Raw genomic sequence first — 16,524 nt, 5'->3', positions numbered from 1 at the left:
TTAAAATTCCTATTTATTTAGGCTTGGGAATTTTATCACTGTTACTTTAATTTAATAAGGTCATTGTAAAATGAAAAAACTTTTAATAGCTAGTTTATTATTCGGTTCAACGGGTGTTTATGCTGCTCCTTTTGTAGTACAAGATATTCGAGTTGAAGGTGTACAATCAGGTTCAGAAATGAATGTGTTAGCTGGTTTGCCTGTGCAAATTGGCAAGCGTGCAACAGACAATGATATTGCAAACGTGGTGAAAACCCTTTATTCACGTGGTTATGATAATGTTAAGGCTGATAGAGAAGGGGATACTTTAATTATTTCTGTTACACAACAGCCGATTATTACCGAAGTGACTTTTGATGGTAACAGTTCTATTCCAAATGACGCATTAAAATCAAATTTAGAATCTAATGGATTTAAATCTGGTGAAGTATTAAATCGTGAAAAATTAGAAGGCTTTCGTCAAAGTTTAGTGGAACACTATGCTAGTACTGGTCGTTATAATGCTAAAGTAGAAACGATAGTAAATAGTTTGCCAAACAATCGTGCGGAAGTGAAATTACAAATTAAAGAAAATGATGTTGCTTTATTAAAAGAAATCACTTTTGAAGGTAATAATAATGTTTCTAGTAGCAAATTGCGGGAACAAATGGAATTACAACCTGATGCGTGGTGGAAATTATTTGGTAATAAATTTGCAGCTGATCAATTTAGTAAAGATTTAAATGCTATCCAAGATTATTATGGTGAAAATGGTTACGCTAAAGCACAAGTGACGGATACAGATGTTCAATTAAGTGATGATAAAAACGAAGCTCGGGTTAAAGTCGTGATAAATGAAGGTGATATTTACACGGTGAGCAATGCGAGAATTATCGGTGATGTAGGTGGAATGCAAGAGGAATTGGCTCCGCTATTAAAAGATATTCATTTAAACCAAGAATTTCAGCGTAGTGAAGTGAAAAACGTAGAAAGCAATATTAAAGCTAAATTAGCTGAACAGGGCTATGCTAATGCTCAGGTGAATATCCATCCTGAATTTGATGAAGCTAATAAAAGTGTTGCATTAACTTATATTGTGGAAGCTGGTCGTCGTTATTCTGTTCGTCAAATTCGTTTTGAAGGAAATACAGTGACGGCGGATAGAACATTACGTCAAGAAATGCGTCAACAAGAGGGGACTTGGTTATCTTCTCAATTAGTTGAATTGGGTAAATTACGTTTAGATCGTACGGGTTTCTTTGAAACTGTGGAACAACGTACTGAAAATGTAAAAGGTACCAATGATGAATTAGATGTTATCTATACTGTGAAAGAGCGTAATACAGGTAGTATCAACTTTGGTATTGGTTATGGTACCGAAAGTGGATTTAGCTATCAAGCCAGTGTAAAACAAGATAACTTCTTAGGTATGGGTTCTTCTATTAGTTTGGGTGGTCGTAAAGATGACTATACGACTAGTGTGAGTCTAGGTTATACCGAACCGTACTTTACTAAAGATGGTGTAAGTCTTGGTGGTAATGTCTATTATGAAAAATACGATAACTCAGATGATGATACGGCAGCAAGTTATGCTCGTACCACTTATGGAGTAGATTTAACCTTAGGTTTCCCTGTGAATGAAAATAACTCCTACTATTTAGGTGTGGGTTATGCTTATAACAAACTTAAAAATGTAGTACCAGAATATTCTCGTCAGAAATATATAGATTCAATGGGATACAGCGGTACATCATTTAAATCTCAAGATTTTACTTTTAAAGCTGGTTGGAATTATAATAATTTAGACCGCGGTTATTTCCCAACAAAAGGGGTAAAAGCTAGTTTAGGTGGTTCGGTCACTATTCTAGGATCAGATAATAAGTTCTACACATTAAGTGCTGATGCTCAGGGTTTTTATCCATTAGATCGTAACCATACTTGGGTCATCTCAGCCAAAGCTGGAGCTTCGTATGCTAATGGTTTTGGTGGAAAAACCTTACCATTCTATCGTAACTTTGCGGCGGGTGGTATTGGTTCGTTACGTGGTTTCGCTTCTGGAGCAATAGGACCAAATGCGATTTATATAAGAACAGACGCAAGTGGAAATCTTACATATTATCCAGATGATGATATTATCGGCGGTAATGCCATGGTGTTGTCTAGTGTTGAATTGATCGTTCCAACGCCATTTGTCGCAGATAAAAATCAAAATTCAGTGCGTACTTCAGTGTTCTTTGACGCGGCAAGTGTATGGAATACGAAATGGAATGCTACAGATAAAGCAAAATTCTCAAGTTTACCTGATTATAGCGATCCGAGCCGTATTCGCTCATCTGCAGGGATAGCATTTCAATGGCAATCTCCGATTGGACCGTTGGTTTTCTCTTATGCTAAACCGATTAAAAAATATGATAATGACGATATTGAACAATTCCAATTTAGTATTGGTGGTACATTCTAACTTATTTAGATTGAACTAATGTTTATTCATAACGTCTAATTAATACTCGTGCTAAATATTATTGTTTGGTATGTACATAAAAAACAAATAAAAGGAAATTTATACAAATGAAAAAAATCGTAAAAGCAACCGCACTTTCTTTAGCCTTGGCTTTCGCATCAGCAACAGCTATTGCAGCTGAAAATATTGCATTTATTAATGCAGCTTATTTGTTTGAACATCACCCAGATCGTGAGGCGATTGCGAAAAAATTAGATTCTGGTTTTAAAAAACAAACTGATGAACTTACTGAGAGTAAAAAATCAATTGATAACAAAATTGCATTATTACAAAAAGAAGCTAAAAATTTACGTAGTGCAGACATCAAAAAACGTGAAGATGAAATCAATAAATTGATGAAAGAACACGATGCTAAAGTACAAAAATATCAACAAGAAGCACAAAAATTGGAAAATGCAGAACGTGCTAAATTATTAGAGTCAATTCAAGAAGCGACTAATAATATCGCAAAAGAAAAAGGTTATACCTATGTTCTTGATGCAAATTCCATTGTATTTGCTGTAGATGGTAAAGATATTAGCGATGATGTGTTAAAAGCGATTGGTGGTAAAGTCCCAACAGAAGAACCAAAAGCAGAAGACAAAGACGCTAAAAAACCAGCAGCTAAATAATCTTTAAAAAGGTTAATTATTTATGCGTTCTTATACATTAAAAGAATTAGCAGAACATATCGGCGGTGCCATGCGTGGCAACGCCGATGTTTTTGTTACAGCAATCGCTCCTTTAGATAAAGCCACTAAAGAACACCTGACTTTTATTTCTAATGTGAAATATCGTCCTTATTTATCACTTTCACAAGCAGGAATTTTGGTCGTATCAGAATCGGATGTCGAATTTTGTGCTGATACAGCTAACTTAATTATCGTCAAAAATCCTTATGTGGCTTATGCTTTGTTAGCTCAATATATGGATAGTACACCGAAAGCTGCTACGGATATTGCACTAAGTGCGGTCATTGCTAGCACCGTTTTACTGGGTAAAAATGTCAGTGTTGGTGCCAATGCAGTGATTGAAGATGGTGCGGTGATTGGTGATAATGCAGTGATCGGAGCAGGTTGTTTTATTGGTAAGCGAGTACAAATTGGGGCAAATACGCAGCTTTGGGCTAATGTGAGTATCTATCACAATGTTCAAATTGGTGAACATTGCTTGATTCAAGCTGGGGCGGTGATTGGTGCTGATGGCTTTGGTTATGCCAATGAGCGTGGTCGCTGGATTAAAATTCCACAAACTGGAACTGTGGTCATTGGTAATCATGTTGAAATTGGGGCATGCACTTGTATTGACCGTGGAGCATTAGATAATACTGTGATTGAAGATAACGTGATTATTGATAATCTGTGCCAAATTGCTCACAATGTACATATCGGTACGGGTACAGCCGTAGCGGGTGGAGTCATTATGGCGGGCAGCCTAAAAGTGGGGCGTTATTGCCAAATTGGTGGTGCCAGTGTAATTAATGGTCACATGGAAATTTGTGATCAAGCCATTGTAACAGGTATGGGAATGGTCATGCGACCAATTACTGAACCAGGCATTTATTCTTCAGGTATTCCGTTGCAACCAAACAAAGAATGGCGTAAAACAGCGGCTTTAACCATGGATATTGATAAGATGAATAAGCGTCTTAAAGCCTTGGAAAAGAAACTGGCGGATTGATTTTTACTAACATAAAGTCAGCATAATAATATCCTATATTCATTTCTAGCCACAGCGTGGCGTTTCTATGCCTAACCCCGCATATCAAGTGCGGGGAAAATCTACTCAGCGGATCTCAGTTTTCTTACTGTTTTGCTACAATCTATTTTCTAAATAATGTATAATTAATTCAGATATATTAGAAATTAAACTAGATTAAAGGTAATTATTGTGACAACAGAAACAAGAACATCTCGTGTTATTGAAGTAAAAGAAATTATGGCATTGTTGCCTCATCGTTATCCATTCCTATTGGTTGATCGTGTTTTAGATTTTGAAGAAGGTGTATGGCTAAAAGCGATTAAGAATATTAGTGTTAATGAACCTTGTTTCACAGGTCATTTCCCACAAGAACCTATTTTACCAGGGGTGTTAATTCTGGAAGCTCTTGCTCAATCTATGGGGATTCTTGCTTTTAAAACGCACGAATTACAAGGTGGAGAACTATTTTATTTTACTGGGATTGACGATGCCCGTTTTAGACGACCAGTGTTACCTGGAGATCAATTAGAATTATATGTTGAAGTGATCAAAGAACGTCGTGGTGTTACATCTTTTACTGGTGTGGCGAAAGTAGATGGTGAAGTGGCTTGTGAAGCTAAACTAATGTGTGCTAGACGTTAATAATTAAGCATAAGGAGCATGTATGATCCATTCAAGTGCGAAGATTCATCCTTCTAGCATTATTGAAGAAGGGGCAAGAATTGGAGAAAATGTTGTTATTGGTCCATTTTGTGTAATCGGTTCACAGGTCGAAATTGGTAAAGGTACGGTTATACATTCACATGTTGTGGTTAATGGCATAACCACTATTGGTGAAGATAACCAAATTTTCCACGGAGCAACCATTGGTGAAGTCAACCAAGATTTAAAATACAACAATGAACCGACAAAAACGATTATTGGCAATCGTAACCGTATTCGCGAAAATGTGACTATCCATCGTGGCACCGTCCAAGGTGGTGGTGTGACTCGAGTGGGTGATGATAACTTATTTATGATTAATGCTCATATTGCACACGACTGTCAAATTAGAAACCGTTGTATTCTAGCCAACAATGCAACCCTTGCAGGGCATGTTGAATTAGACGATTTTGTGATTGTTGGTGGAATGTCGGCAATTCATCAATTCGTTATTGTTGGAGCTCATGTGATGTTAGGTGGTGGTTCAATGGTGAGCCAAGATGTTCCGCCTTATGTGATGGCACAAGGCAATCATGCTCGACCATTTGGGGTCAACATCGAAGGGCTGAAACGTCGTGGTTTTGAGAAACCAACTTTACATGCTATTCGTAACGTCTATAAGTTAATTTACCGAAGTGATAGAACCCTTGAGGAAGTCATGCCAGAAATTGAACATTATGCTAAGACAGAATCAGCAATTAGTTTCTTCTTAGAATTTTTCAAACGTTCCACTCGCGGAATTATTCGTTAAGAAAAAGTTGATTAATTTACACCGCATTTTTGAAAAGTGCGGTGATTTTTTATAAAGGATAGTCTAGTGGAAAATCAAATAGAAAATCTCGCTTTAGCTACGCCAACCATCGCTATCGTGGCTGGTGAAGTATCTGGTGATATTCTTGGGGCGGGTTTAATTCGAGCTTTAAGAAGTCATTATACACAAGCTAAATTTATTGGAATTGCTGGCAAAAATATGCTGGCTGAAGGTTGTGAAAGCCTGATTGATATGGAAGAAATTTCGGTTATGGGCTTGGCAGAAATTTTAAAGCATCTGCCTAGATTATTAAAAATCCGCAACAATACCGTACAAACCCTGTTAGCCCAAAAGCCAGATATTTTTATTGGCATCGATTCTCCAGAGTTTAATTTATATATAGAAGAAAAACTAAAAAATCAGGGCATTAAAACTATCCATTATGTGAGTCCATCGGTTTGGGCGTGGCGACAAAAACGCATTTACAAAATTGCTCGAGCAACTGATTTAGTACTTGCCTTTCTACCTTTTGAAAAAGCCTTTTATGATCGCTTTAATGTGCCTTGCCGTTTTATTGGGCATACCATGGCGGATGCGATTCCTTTAAAGCCAAACCGTACCGAAGTATGTCAAATTCTTAATCTTGATCCAACGCAACAGTATCTGGCGATTTTAGTCGGAAGTCGTGGTTCAGAAGTTGAATTTCTCACCGAACCTTTTCTAAAAACAGCAGTATTGTTAAGACAGCAATATCCTAATTTGCAATTTTTAGTGCCTTTAGTAAGTGAAAAACGCCATGATCAATTTGAACGAATTAAGGCTCAAGTTGCACCTGAACTTGATGTGATTATCTTGGATGGTAAAGCTCGCCAAGCCATGATGATCGCACAAGCGACTTTACTTGCATCAGGTACAGCTGCATTAGAATGTATGCTGTGCAAATCACCTATGGTAGTAGGTTATCGAATGAAACCACTCACTTATTTTTTAGCCAAACGCTTAGTGAAAACACCGTATATTTCCTTGCCTAATCTGTTAGCGAATGAAATGTTGGTGCCAGAAATGATACAAGAGGATTGTACCCCTGAAAAATTAGCAGAAAAATTATCGGTTTATTTAGACCAAACCGAAAGTGCGGTGCAAAATCGTCAAGTTTTAATTCAGCGTTTTACTGAACTACATCAATTTATTCAATGTGATGCCGATAGCCAAGCAGCACAAGCTGTGGTTGATTTACTCGAGGGAAAATAATCATGTCAGATTTTGAATATCCGCAAGGATTTGCATTCATTGCTGGTGTAGATGAAGTGGGGCGTGGACCTCTGGTGGGGGCTGTTGTTACTGCTGCGGTGATTTTAGATCCTCATCATCCTATTAAGGGCTTGGCTGATAGTAAAAAACTGAGTGAGAAAAAACGTGTATTATTAGCTGAAGAAATTAAACAAAAAGCATTAGCTTGGTCGCTAGGTCGTGCAGAACCTGAAGAAATTGACGAAATGAATATTTTGCATGCTACAATGCTTGCTATGCAACGAGCGGTAAAATCACTGAAAATTCAACCGCACTTTGTGTTGGTGGATGGTAATCGAATTCCAGATTTGCCTATGCCTGCTCAAGCGGTGGTAAAAGGCGATAGTAAAGTTGCTGAAATCAGTGCAGCGTCTATTTTAGCCAAAGTAGCCCGTGATCAAGAAATGTTAGAATTAGATCAACAATTTCCACAATATGAATTTGCCAAACATAAAGGCTATCCAACCAAAGTGCATTTAGAAAAATTGGCAGAATTTGGCGTGTTACCGCAACACCGTCGTAGTTTTGCTCCTGTACGTAAAATTCTCATGAATAATATACCTTAATTTAAGGAAAAAAATGACCGCAGTTAATCAGAAAATCTTAAAAATTGGTTTAGTTTCAGTGTCAGATCGTGCTTCACAAGGTGTCTATCAAGATCAGGGCATTCCCGAGTTAACCGCTTGGTTAGAAACCGCATTAGCGGATCCTTTTTTAGTGGAAACTCGTTTAATTCCTGATGAACAGGACAAAATTGAACAGACCTTAATTGAATTGGTGGATCAGCAACAATGTCATTTAGTGTTAACCACAGGCGGAACTGGACCAGCTAAACGAGATGTGACACCCGATGCCACATTAGCCATTGCCGATCGTGAAATGCCAGGCTTTGGTGAGCAAATGCGTCAAGTAAGTTTGCATTTCGTGCCGACAGCAATTCTTTCTCGCCAAGTGGGGGTCATTCGTAAAAATAGTTTAATTTTAAATTTACCTGGGCAGCCGAAAGCAATTAAAGAAACCTTAGAGGGGGTGAAAGATGAAAGTGGCAACGTATTAGTAAAAGGTATTTTTGCCGCAGTACCTTATTGTTTACAACTGATCGATGGTATTTATATTGATACTAACCCAAAAATAATTGAAAGTTTTCGCCCGAAATCTGCTAGAAAATAGGAGTTAAATATGAAAAAAATTGAGGCAATTATTAAACCCTTTAAATTAGACGATGTACGTGAATCCTTATCTGATATTGGTATTACGGGAATGACCGTTACCGAAGTACGAGGTTTTGGTCGCCAAAAAGGGCATACGGAATTATACCGTGGTGCAGAGTATGCGGTGGATTTTTTACCTAAAGTTAAATTAGAAATTGTGATACCTGATGACGTGGTTGATCAATGTATTGATGCCATTGTAGATACAGCACAAACTGGCAAAATTGGTGATGGTAAAATCTTTGTGTATGACGTAGCTCGGGTAATTCGGATTCGAACGGGTGAAGAAAATGAAGAAGCGATTTAGTCGCTAAATAATAGGGAAGCAAATGGAGAGCAAAAATATCATTCTAATCAATCAAGAGTTGATTAATGAAAAAATTTATCACATTCGTGGGCAAAAAGTGATGCTTGATTTTGAACTTGCGGAATTGTATGGCTATGAAACTAAAAGATTTAATGAGCAGGTCAAGCGAAATCTTGAAAAGTTTGATGCAGAAGATTTCATGTTTCAATTAGCTGATGATGAATGGAAAATCTGTTTGAGGTCGCAAAATGCGACCTCAAGTTGGGGTGGAATGAGGTATTTGCCTTATGCTTTCACTGAACAGGGCATCTATATGTTGATGACCGTACTCAAAGGTGATTTGGCAGTACAGCAAAGTAAGGCATTGATTCGTACTTTTAAACAAATGAAAGATTACATTGTTGAAAATCAAGGCTTAATTGGACAGCGTGAATTTTTACAACTTTCTATGCAAACCACAGAAAATACGAAAGAAATTAGAGAGTTAAAATTATCATTGAGAACAGTGGAAAATAAGGTAGCTCAGGTTGTCGATAGTTTAACGGATGTGGTGAAGAAATCAGATTTATCCCCTTTTATTTTTGATTTTAGTCAACCACAGGTGAAATTAGAGTATTTACTCCTAAATGGTCAGCCCATTGAAGCCAATATTGCTTATTCAGATATTTATGCGTCAGCCAATGAACGTATTTATATTGTAGATAATTATATTGGTGTGAAAACTTTGATTTTGTTAAAGAATATTCGCAAGGGTGTAGAAGTGACAATTTTTAGTGATAATGTAGGGAAAGGGCTACATAATGTTGAATATCAAGATTTTTGCCGAGAATATCCAAATATCAGTATTCAATTTAAGAAAACAGGCAACATAGTTCACGATAGATATATTATGATTGATTGGAATACAGATAGTGCCAAAGTTTATCATTGTGGAGCCTCTTCTAAAGATGCTGGTGAAAGAATTACTAGTATTTCAGAAGTGATGGATAGACAGGTTTATACTGGCATGATCGGTAAACTATTTGCGAATCCAGATCTTATTTTAAAATAAAACTGCGGTGAATTTTATGATAAAAAACAATCCATTAAATCAATTTATTTTTGTTAGTGCAGCGTTGGTGATTATTCTGGCTGGGATAAAAGTATCTTCGGTAATTGTCGTTCCTTTCTTGCTCTCTCTATTTATAGCGATAATTTGTTCACCGATAATTAAGTTTATGACAAATAGAAAAGTCCCGCACTGGTTAGCTATTACGTTACTTTTATTGTTAATCTTGCTAGTATTTTTCTTTTTGTTAGGGTTGATTAATGGTTCAGCACAAGAATTTACCAAATCAATTCCACAATATCGAGCATTAATGATGGAGCGAATTAATGATTTGCAAGTGTTAGCACACAAATGGAAAATCCCTTTTTCTGTGCAACCAGATGCCATTGTAAAACATTTCGATCCCAGTATGGTGATGAATTTCGCAAGCAGTTTATTAATGAATTTCTCTAATGTGGTATCAAATGTGTTTGTTTTAATTTTAGTGGTAATTTTTATGTTGTTAGAAGCACCTACTGCGAAACATAAATTTGCCATTGTATTTAACAATCAGGACGGCGAAGAAGATCATTTAGAACGTGTATTAGAAAGTATTATTGGCTATCTTGGCGTGAAAAGTATGATGAGCGTGCTGACAGGAGTGGCAATATGGGTATTGCTTACGATTACTGGAGTGCAATATGCTATTTTATGGGCAACCTTGAGTTTTTTGTTTAATTATATTCCAAATATCGGTTCTATTATTGCAGCAGTGCCGATTATTTTACAAGCATTCTTATTGAACGGATTTACTACAGGGTTTGTGGTGACTATTAGTGTGATTGTTATTAATGTTTCAATTGGTAATGTGCTTGAACCTAAAATAATGGGGAAAAAATTAGGACTTTCAACCTTGGTGGTATTTCTTTCTCTTTTATTTTGGGGTTGGTTATTGGGAACCGTGGGTATGTTGCTTTCAGTGCCATTAACCATGGCATTGAAAATTGCATTGGAATCAAGTCCAACAACAGAACGTTATGCAATTTTATTAAGTGATCGTTTACCGAATAAATCGGACCTAGCTTAATTATTTAATGCTATTTAGTTATAAAATAGAACAAATAGGTATTTTTTCATTATTAAATATTATGTTACAAATAGCATCAACAACAAAAACAATTCTTTTAAGGAGAAAATAATGACTATTTTTGCGGATAATTCTTATTCTATTGGCAACACGCCATTAGTCCGTTTAAACCATTTTGGTAATGGTAATATCGTGGTAAAAGTAGAGGGGCGTAACCCAAGTTTTAGCGTAAAATGCCGTATTGGTGCGAATATGGTGTGGCAAGCGGAAAAAGATGGTGTGTTAACTAAAGATAAAGAAATTGTTGATGCAACCAGTGGTAATACTGGCATTGCCTTAGCCTATGTGGCAGCAGCACGTGGTTATAAAATCACCTTAACTATGCCAGAAACCATGAGTACAGAACGTAAACGTTTATTACGTGGTCTTGGCGTTAATTTAGTTTTAACCGAGGGTGCAAAAGGTATGAAAGGTGCGATCGCCAAAGCTGAAGAAATCGTAGCAAGCGATCCAAATCGTTATATCATGTTAAAGCAATTTGAAAATCCAGCTAATCCAGCGATTCACCAACAAACTACAGGTCCTGAAATTTGGAGCGCTACTGAGGGAAAAGTTGATGTGATTGTGGCAGGTGTAGGTACTGGTGGTACGATTACAGGGATTAGTCGCTATATTAAATTAGATCAAGGTAAGGCTATTACTTCTGTCGCTGTTGAACCAGCCGAAAGTCCAGTCATTACTCAAACCTTAAATGGCGAAGAGGTAAAACCAGGTCCACATAAGATTCAAGGCATTGGTGCAGGTTTTATCCCGAAAAACTTAGATCTTGATTTAGTTGATCGCGTAGAGTGTGTGGATAGTGAAACCGCGATTGCTACCGCTCGCCGTTTAATGGCAGAAGAAGGTATTTTAGCGGGTATTTCTTCAGGTGCTGCAGTGGCAGCAGCAGAGCGTATTGCAAAATTACCTGAATTTGTAGATAAGCTAATTGTAGTTATTTTACCATCTGCTTCTGAGCGTTATTTAAGCACTGCTTTATTTGAAGGTGTAGAAGCATAGTTCCAAATCCCCTAAATAAAAATAATATAAAAGTAGATAGTGTTGACCAACTCGTAGAGTTGGTCTTTTTTTATGTATTATTTAAGTAATATTCTACTTTTTTAACACAGTACAAATCTTATGTCAGAATATTATTGGCAATAAAAAAGACTGTTTCAAACAGTCTTTTTTATCAACTTGGTGCGATCGGAGGGACTTGAACCCTCACGCCGTGAAGCACTACCCCCTCAAGATAGCGTGTCTACCAATTCCACCACGATCGCATATTAAATGAGGTTAATTTTTAGTTTTGAGGAATATCTGCGTTTTTATTTTCTACTGGAGCAACAGGTTTTTGTTGTTCTAACTGTTGAGCTGCTTGTGATAAATCATCAAATTTACCTTCTTGTACTTTGCCATGGTGAGAATTTAAGTTACCAAGCACAATGCTTGAAGCAAAGAAAATAATGGCTAAAACAGCCGTTGTACGAGATAAAAAGTTGCTTGACCCAGCAGAACCGAATACTGTACCTGATGCTCCGCCACCAAATGATGCTCCAGCATCTGCACCTTTTCCTTGTTGAATAAGGATAAAGCCGATCATTACTACGGACACGATAAGGTAAATAAATAATAATGCGTTATACATTGTGAAATCTTCTCTGCTGTAAGGTTATAATCTGAAAAACGTTTGGATATTACCGAATATTCAGTGTTTAATCAAGGAATTTTTGTTTGCTTGATGAAAATCTAGTCGGAAATCACCGCACTTTTGCTTTTATCATTACCTTTGGTTTTTCCTTTATTAAATTTGGGTTGGGCTAGTGAAACGGTGGTTAATTTGCGTAATGCCGAGAAATTAACGTAATGTACCAAATCGGGTAACATTTGGGTTAGCTGCCACATAAAGTGTTGATAATTTGTTTCTTTTTTGCTTATACCAGTTAATTGTGATTCCCATTGAGCTGTCATATCAGGTTGTGTGGCAATATCGGGTAGTGCTTGAATTAAAATTCGTCCCGTTTCTGTACTATGAATATTTTTGCCTTTTTTTACTAAGAAGCCACGTTTAAACAATAATTCGATAATACCTGCTCGAGTTGCTTCTGTGCCTAGTCCATCGGTTTCTCTGAGGATTTTTTTTAATTCTTTATCTTGCACAAAACGTGCAATTCCTGTCATGGCTGAAAGCAACGTCGCATCAGTAAAGGGTTTTGGAGGTTGCGTTTTTTTACTGACAATTTCACCCTGATGACAAAAAAGAATTTGTCCTTTTTTCACTACTGGCAATGGTGGAGCGACTTGTTCTTCTTCATCTTCTTTGCCAATTAATTCTTTCCAGCCTGCAATTTGTAAATTACGTGCTTGAGCAATAAAGGTACCGCCAGCAATAATTAAGGTAATTTTACTTTTACGATATTCTGCATCAGGGCAAAATTGCATTAAATATTGACGAGCAATAAGTTGATAAATCTGTTGTTCTCTTAGATTTAAGCTAACAGGACGATTTTTTGCCGTTGGAATAATAGCGTGGTGAGCTTCTACTTTTTTATCATTCCAACAACGATTTTTTTGCTCTAAATTTACCGTACTGGGTAAATTCTGGTAATCTGAACAATGGGTCGCAATGGCTTGTATGACTTTGGTTCGATCGGCAAAATGCTCGTTGGGTAAATAACGACAATCGGAGCGTGGATAGGTAATAATTTTGTGCTTCTCATATAAATCTTGACAGGTATCTAGCACTTCCTGAGCGGATATGCCAAAGCATTTGGCTCCATCAATTTGCAAAGCTGAAAGGGAATAGGGTAGAGGTGCAGTTTCTTTTTCACGTTTATCTTCATAAGCAGTGACTTCCGCTGGTTGCTGATAAATACGTTTCACCACATTTTCGGCTAATCCTTTGGACAGTACACGACCATCATCATCTTGATAATCTTCACAAGCCTTGCTTGGTTGCCAAAGTGCGGTGAAATTAGGCTCAGTTTTTTCATCGTGAGCAATATGAGCCAGTACTTCAAAAAAATCCTTGGGTTGGAAATGTTCAATTTCTAAATCACGGCGAACGATTAATCCTAATACTGGTGTTTGTACTCGTCCTACGGAAAGTACGCCATTATAACCTGCTTGCCGTCCACGAATGGTATAAGCTCGGGTCATATTGATCCCGTATAACCAATCGGCTCTTGCTCTTGCTAAAGCTGAAGTGGCAAGTGGTATAAAATCACGATTAGGTTGCAATTTTTTTACTGCTTTTTCTACCGCACTTGGGTTTAAATCACTAATTAAACAACGTTGAATTTGTTCTACCTTTTCTATAGGTAAATGAGCATAATTGAAAACTTCATCAACCAATAATTGCCCTTCTCGATCTGGGTCGCCTGCGTTAATTAAAATATCTGCTTGATGAATCAGTTTTTCGACAATTTTTAATTGCTTCGCAACCTCTTTACGAGGTACTAATTGCCATTTTTCAGGGACAATCGGTAAATGTTCTAAACGCCATTGTTTATAGTCAGGATTGTAACTATCAGGTTCAGCTTGCTCTAATAAATGTCCTACACACCATGTAACGTAGTCATTCTCACCACAACGAATAAAACCCTCACCACGTTGATGTGGCTTAGGTAAAATATCCGCAATAGCTCGGGCAAGGCTGGGTTTTTCCGCTACAAATAATCGCATAAGGTTGTATAAAAATAGAAAATAGGATTTTCTGAGAGAAAACCCTATTTATCAGGTTTAATTAAAAGACTCTTTTAAATGGTTTAACGATCACTTCGGCATACACATCTGCTTGTACATAAGGATCTTCATTTGCCCATTGTTTTGCTTGCTCAAAAGATTTAAATTTTGCAATAACCGTTGAACCAGTCATGCCTTTAGCTTCTAAATTTGGGTGTGGTCCGGCAGTTAGTAGTCGATCTTCAGCTTTTAATTGTTCAAGACGAGCCAAATGATCAGGTCGAGCGGCTAAACGTTTTTCTAGTGTGTTAGGTTTGTCTTGGGCAAAAATAACATAGTATTCCATATAAAACTCCTGTTTATTGTTATTAAATTAAAGCAAGTGCTTGCTCTAATTCGGGGTTATCTTCTTTTGGTATGGCTCTAGGTTTTCCCTCTTTATCAATAGCAACATAAGTAAATAGGGCTTCGGTGACACAATAACGATCACGTAAACCTTGATAAACTTTTTTAATCCAAACTTCGACTTTCACCTGCATAGAAGTTCGACCTACTTTGACTAATTGACCATAGCAACAAACGACATCACCCACTGATATTGGGCGTAAAAAGCTCATTTTATCAACACAAACCGTCACTACACGACCTTTGGCAATTTCTTTGGCTAAAATTGCACCTCCCATATCCATTTGTGACATAATCCAGCCACCAAAAATATCTCCGTTTGCATTGGTGTCAGACGGCATGGCAAGGGTGCGTAATAATAATGTGCCTTTGGATTGGCGATTTTCAATTTGTTCAGTTTTTTCGGTTATAATAGTACAGCTCATAAATCACTCCTTGTCTTTCGGTAGATAACGATAAATATAAATGCCAGTGCCGATAGTGGCAACAAATGTCATAGCTAAAATGCCAAAAGCTTTAAATTCGACCCAAATTTCTTCTGAAAAACATTGGCTAATATAAATATTGACTAACATGCAAAGGATAAAAAATATTGCCCAAGCTAGATTGAGATTATGCCAGACTGTGTTGGGTAATTCGATTTCTTTACCTAATAATTTTTGAATGAGAGGGGTTTTAAACACAAATTGTCCAACCAATAAGATGAATGCAAATAACCCATAAACAATCGTGACTTTCCATTGTAGATATTTGATTTCATTAAAATAAGCAGTGAGTAAACCAAAAATAACCACTGCACATCCCATGACAATTTGTTGTTTTTCTATTTTGCCATATTTCCATTTTAAAATAATCATCTGCAAAATAGTGGCAATGACGAGGGTAACTGAGGCTTCTCGCACCCCTGCTAGTTTATAGACGACAAAGAATAAAATTAAGGGGATAAGTTCTAAAATCTGTTTCATATTATTCCTGTTGATATACGGTATAAAAGCGATAGGTAAACACTATAGAAAAAACGTTGATGAATGACATAATCACTAATGCAACGATAGTTAATAGCATATTTTGTGCTAGCATTGCCAGTTGCAAACCAAGTAATGAGAAAAATAAATAGCTAATGGTGCAATAGAAAAAGAGTACTGCTGTACGTCCTTTGGCAGAAATTAAGGTATTTTGCACCGCACTTTTTATAGATTCATTGGTCAGTAAATAACGAACTGGCGATAAACAAAGGCGAATCAAAATGAAAATACCTGAAATCATTAAAAAAAGACTGATGAATGATATTGATGATTGGCTTAACACACCAGCAATAGTACCTATAGCACCGATAAAAAAAGGGAGAAAACAAAGTACAGTGAGTAAAATGATGCCGAGTAAGCGCTTAAAGGTAATGCCAGCGGTTTTTGTTAAGCCTTGATATTGACGTTGACTAATCTGATGTACTGTCATGGTTCCCCAGTACACAATAAATAGCGTAGCTAAACCTTTGGCTAAGGTAAACCATAAATAGCTTAAATCACCGCTTTGTTGCAGTAATATATTCATTTGCTGTTCTTCGCTAAGTGCTTCTATATTTTCCACGACAGGAAAGAGGACTTGCTGTAGCAGTCCAAATCCAGCAGAAGCAAGGACAAAAATAGTGACAAATGAGAAAGCAAATTTTCGTTCATTTTGTAAAAAATGCCAACTGTCTTTAAACAGTTGAGTAAAATTAATAGGCATTATCTTTCCTTTTAGTACATCACAAATTCTATGCGTGATTATACCGATTTTATGAATAAATGTATAAAAAAGTTCGGAATTGATTTTTATTAAAATAGTTTGAGGTTAAGCAT

At 36.8% G+C, this 16,524-nt stretch carries 18 protein-coding genes and 1 tRNA gene; 12 read left to right on the top strand and 7 right to left on the bottom strand.

Annotation, left to right across the window (positions count from 1 at the left end):
* Positions 1-70 precede the first annotated feature (70 nt).
* The 12 genes from bamA (at position 71) to cysK (ending at position 11,614) form a co-directional block, all read left to right on the top strand.
* Entirely contained in the window at positions 71-2,440 is a 2,370-nt protein-coding gene (gene bamA / locus O1Q81_RS08520) for an outer membrane protein assembly factor BamA (RefSeq protein WP_386697077.1), read from the top strand.
* Positions 2,441-2,547: 107 nt separating this feature from the next.
* Positions 2,548-3,111, top strand: coding sequence for an OmpH family outer membrane protein (locus tag O1Q81_RS08515; RefSeq protein ID WP_386697075.1), 564 nt, complete (start codon positions 2,548-2,550; stop codon positions 3,109-3,111).
* 22 nt (positions 3,112-3,133) lie between these two features.
* Entirely contained in the window at positions 3,134-4,159 is a 1,026-nt protein-coding gene (gene lpxD / locus O1Q81_RS08510; RefSeq protein ID WP_386697074.1) for a UDP-3-O-(3-hydroxymyristoyl)glucosamine N-acyltransferase, read from the top strand.
* A 210-nt stretch (positions 4,160-4,369) separates the two neighbouring features.
* A complete protein-coding gene (gene fabZ, locus O1Q81_RS08505) occupies positions 4,370-4,822 on the top strand; it encodes a 3-hydroxyacyl-ACP dehydratase FabZ (RefSeq protein ID WP_386686955.1) in 453 nt (150 codons plus the stop codon).
* 22 nt (positions 4,823-4,844) lie between these two features.
* Positions 4,845-5,633: an acyl-ACP--UDP-N-acetylglucosamine O-acyltransferase gene (gene lpxA, locus O1Q81_RS08500; protein WP_386686953.1), complete on the top strand. Its 789-nt coding sequence runs from the start codon at positions 4,845-4,847 to the stop codon at positions 5,631-5,633.
* A gap of 66 nt (positions 5,634-5,699) precedes the next feature.
* Positions 5,700-6,884 carry a lipid-A-disaccharide synthase gene (gene lpxB, locus O1Q81_RS08495; protein WP_386697072.1) on the top strand — a complete coding sequence of 395 codons (1,185 nt, stop codon included), beginning with the start codon at positions 5,700-5,702 and terminating at the stop codon, positions 6,882-6,884.
* Positions 6,885-6,886: 2 nt separating this feature from the next.
* Positions 6,887-7,489 (top strand): ribonuclease HII, encoded by a 603-nt coding sequence (rnhB, locus tag O1Q81_RS08490; protein WP_386697070.1) that lies wholly within the window; start codon positions 6,887-6,889, stop codon positions 7,487-7,489.
* 13 nt (positions 7,490-7,502) lie between these two features.
* Positions 7,503-8,093 carry a molybdopterin adenylyltransferase gene (gene mog, locus O1Q81_RS08485; protein WP_386686947.1) on the top strand — a complete coding sequence of 197 codons (591 nt, stop codon included), beginning with the start codon at positions 7,503-7,505 and terminating at the stop codon, positions 8,091-8,093.
* A 9-nt stretch (positions 8,094-8,102) separates the two neighbouring features.
* Complete coding sequence (glnB, locus tag O1Q81_RS08480) at positions 8,103-8,441, top strand: nitrogen regulatory protein P-II (protein WP_386686945.1); 339 nt, start codon at positions 8,103-8,105, stop codon at positions 8,439-8,441.
* 22 nt (positions 8,442-8,463) lie between these two features.
* The gene (locus O1Q81_RS08475) at positions 8,464-9,492 is read left to right on the top strand and encodes an ORF6N domain-containing protein (RefSeq protein ID WP_386697068.1); all 1,029 of its coding nucleotides are present in this window, start codon (positions 8,464-8,466) and stop codon (positions 9,490-9,492) included.
* A gap of 16 nt (positions 9,493-9,508) precedes the next feature.
* Positions 9,509-10,555, top strand: coding sequence for an AI-2E family transporter (locus O1Q81_RS08470; protein ID WP_386697066.1), 1,047 nt, complete (start codon positions 9,509-9,511; stop codon positions 10,553-10,555).
* Positions 10,556-10,666: 111 nt separating this feature from the next.
* Positions 10,667-11,614: a cysteine synthase A gene (gene cysK, locus O1Q81_RS08465; RefSeq protein ID WP_386697063.1), complete on the top strand. Its 948-nt coding sequence runs from the start codon at positions 10,667-10,669 to the stop codon at positions 11,612-11,614.
* 178 nt (positions 11,615-11,792) lie between these two features.
* Here the strand turns inward: cysK and O1Q81_RS08460 are convergent.
* The 7 genes from O1Q81_RS08460 to O1Q81_RS08430 all read right to left on the bottom strand — a co-directional run bounded on the left by O1Q81_RS08460 (position 11,793) and on the right by O1Q81_RS08430 (position 16,411).
* Positions 11,793-11,877, bottom strand: a tRNA-Leu gene (locus O1Q81_RS08460).
* A 20-nt stretch (positions 11,878-11,897) separates the two neighbouring features.
* Positions 11,898-12,242 carry a preprotein translocase subunit SecG gene (gene secG, locus O1Q81_RS08455; RefSeq protein WP_386694425.1) on the bottom strand — a complete coding sequence of 115 codons (345 nt, stop codon included), beginning with the start codon at positions 12,240-12,242 and terminating at the stop codon, positions 11,898-11,900.
* A 101-nt stretch (positions 12,243-12,343) separates the two neighbouring features.
* Positions 12,344-14,278 carry a DNA topoisomerase III gene (locus O1Q81_RS08450; RefSeq protein WP_386697061.1) on the bottom strand — a complete coding sequence of 645 codons (1,935 nt, stop codon included), beginning with the start codon at positions 14,276-14,278 and terminating at the stop codon, positions 12,344-12,346.
* A gap of 61 nt (positions 14,279-14,339) precedes the next feature.
* Entirely contained in the window at positions 14,340-14,624 is a 285-nt protein-coding gene (locus O1Q81_RS08445) for a YciI family protein (RefSeq protein ID WP_386697059.1), read from the bottom strand.
* Between the two features lie 22 nt (positions 14,625-14,646).
* Positions 14,647-15,108: an acyl-CoA thioester hydrolase YciA gene (yciA, locus tag O1Q81_RS08440; RefSeq protein ID WP_386694419.1), complete on the bottom strand. Its 462-nt coding sequence runs from the start codon at positions 15,106-15,108 to the stop codon at positions 14,647-14,649.
* A gap of 3 nt (positions 15,109-15,111) precedes the next feature.
* Positions 15,112-15,648 carry a septation protein A gene (locus O1Q81_RS08435; protein WP_386686907.1) on the bottom strand — a complete coding sequence of 179 codons (537 nt, stop codon included), beginning with the start codon at positions 15,646-15,648 and terminating at the stop codon, positions 15,112-15,114.
* Between the two features lies 1 nt (position 15,649).
* On the bottom strand, positions 15,650-16,411 hold the full coding sequence (locus tag O1Q81_RS08430) for a hypothetical protein (RefSeq protein WP_386697057.1): 762 nt from the start codon (positions 16,409-16,411) through the stop codon (positions 15,650-15,652).
* Between the last annotated feature and the right edge of the window lie 113 nt (positions 16,412-16,524).

This window comes from Lonepinella sp. MS14436 (genome assembly GCF_042470565.1).
GTDB lineage: Bacteria > Pseudomonadota > Gammaproteobacteria > Enterobacterales > Pasteurellaceae > Lonepinella.
The sequence above is the reverse complement of the archived record's forward strand: the minus strand, read 5'-3'. Positions and strand labels throughout refer to the sequence as shown.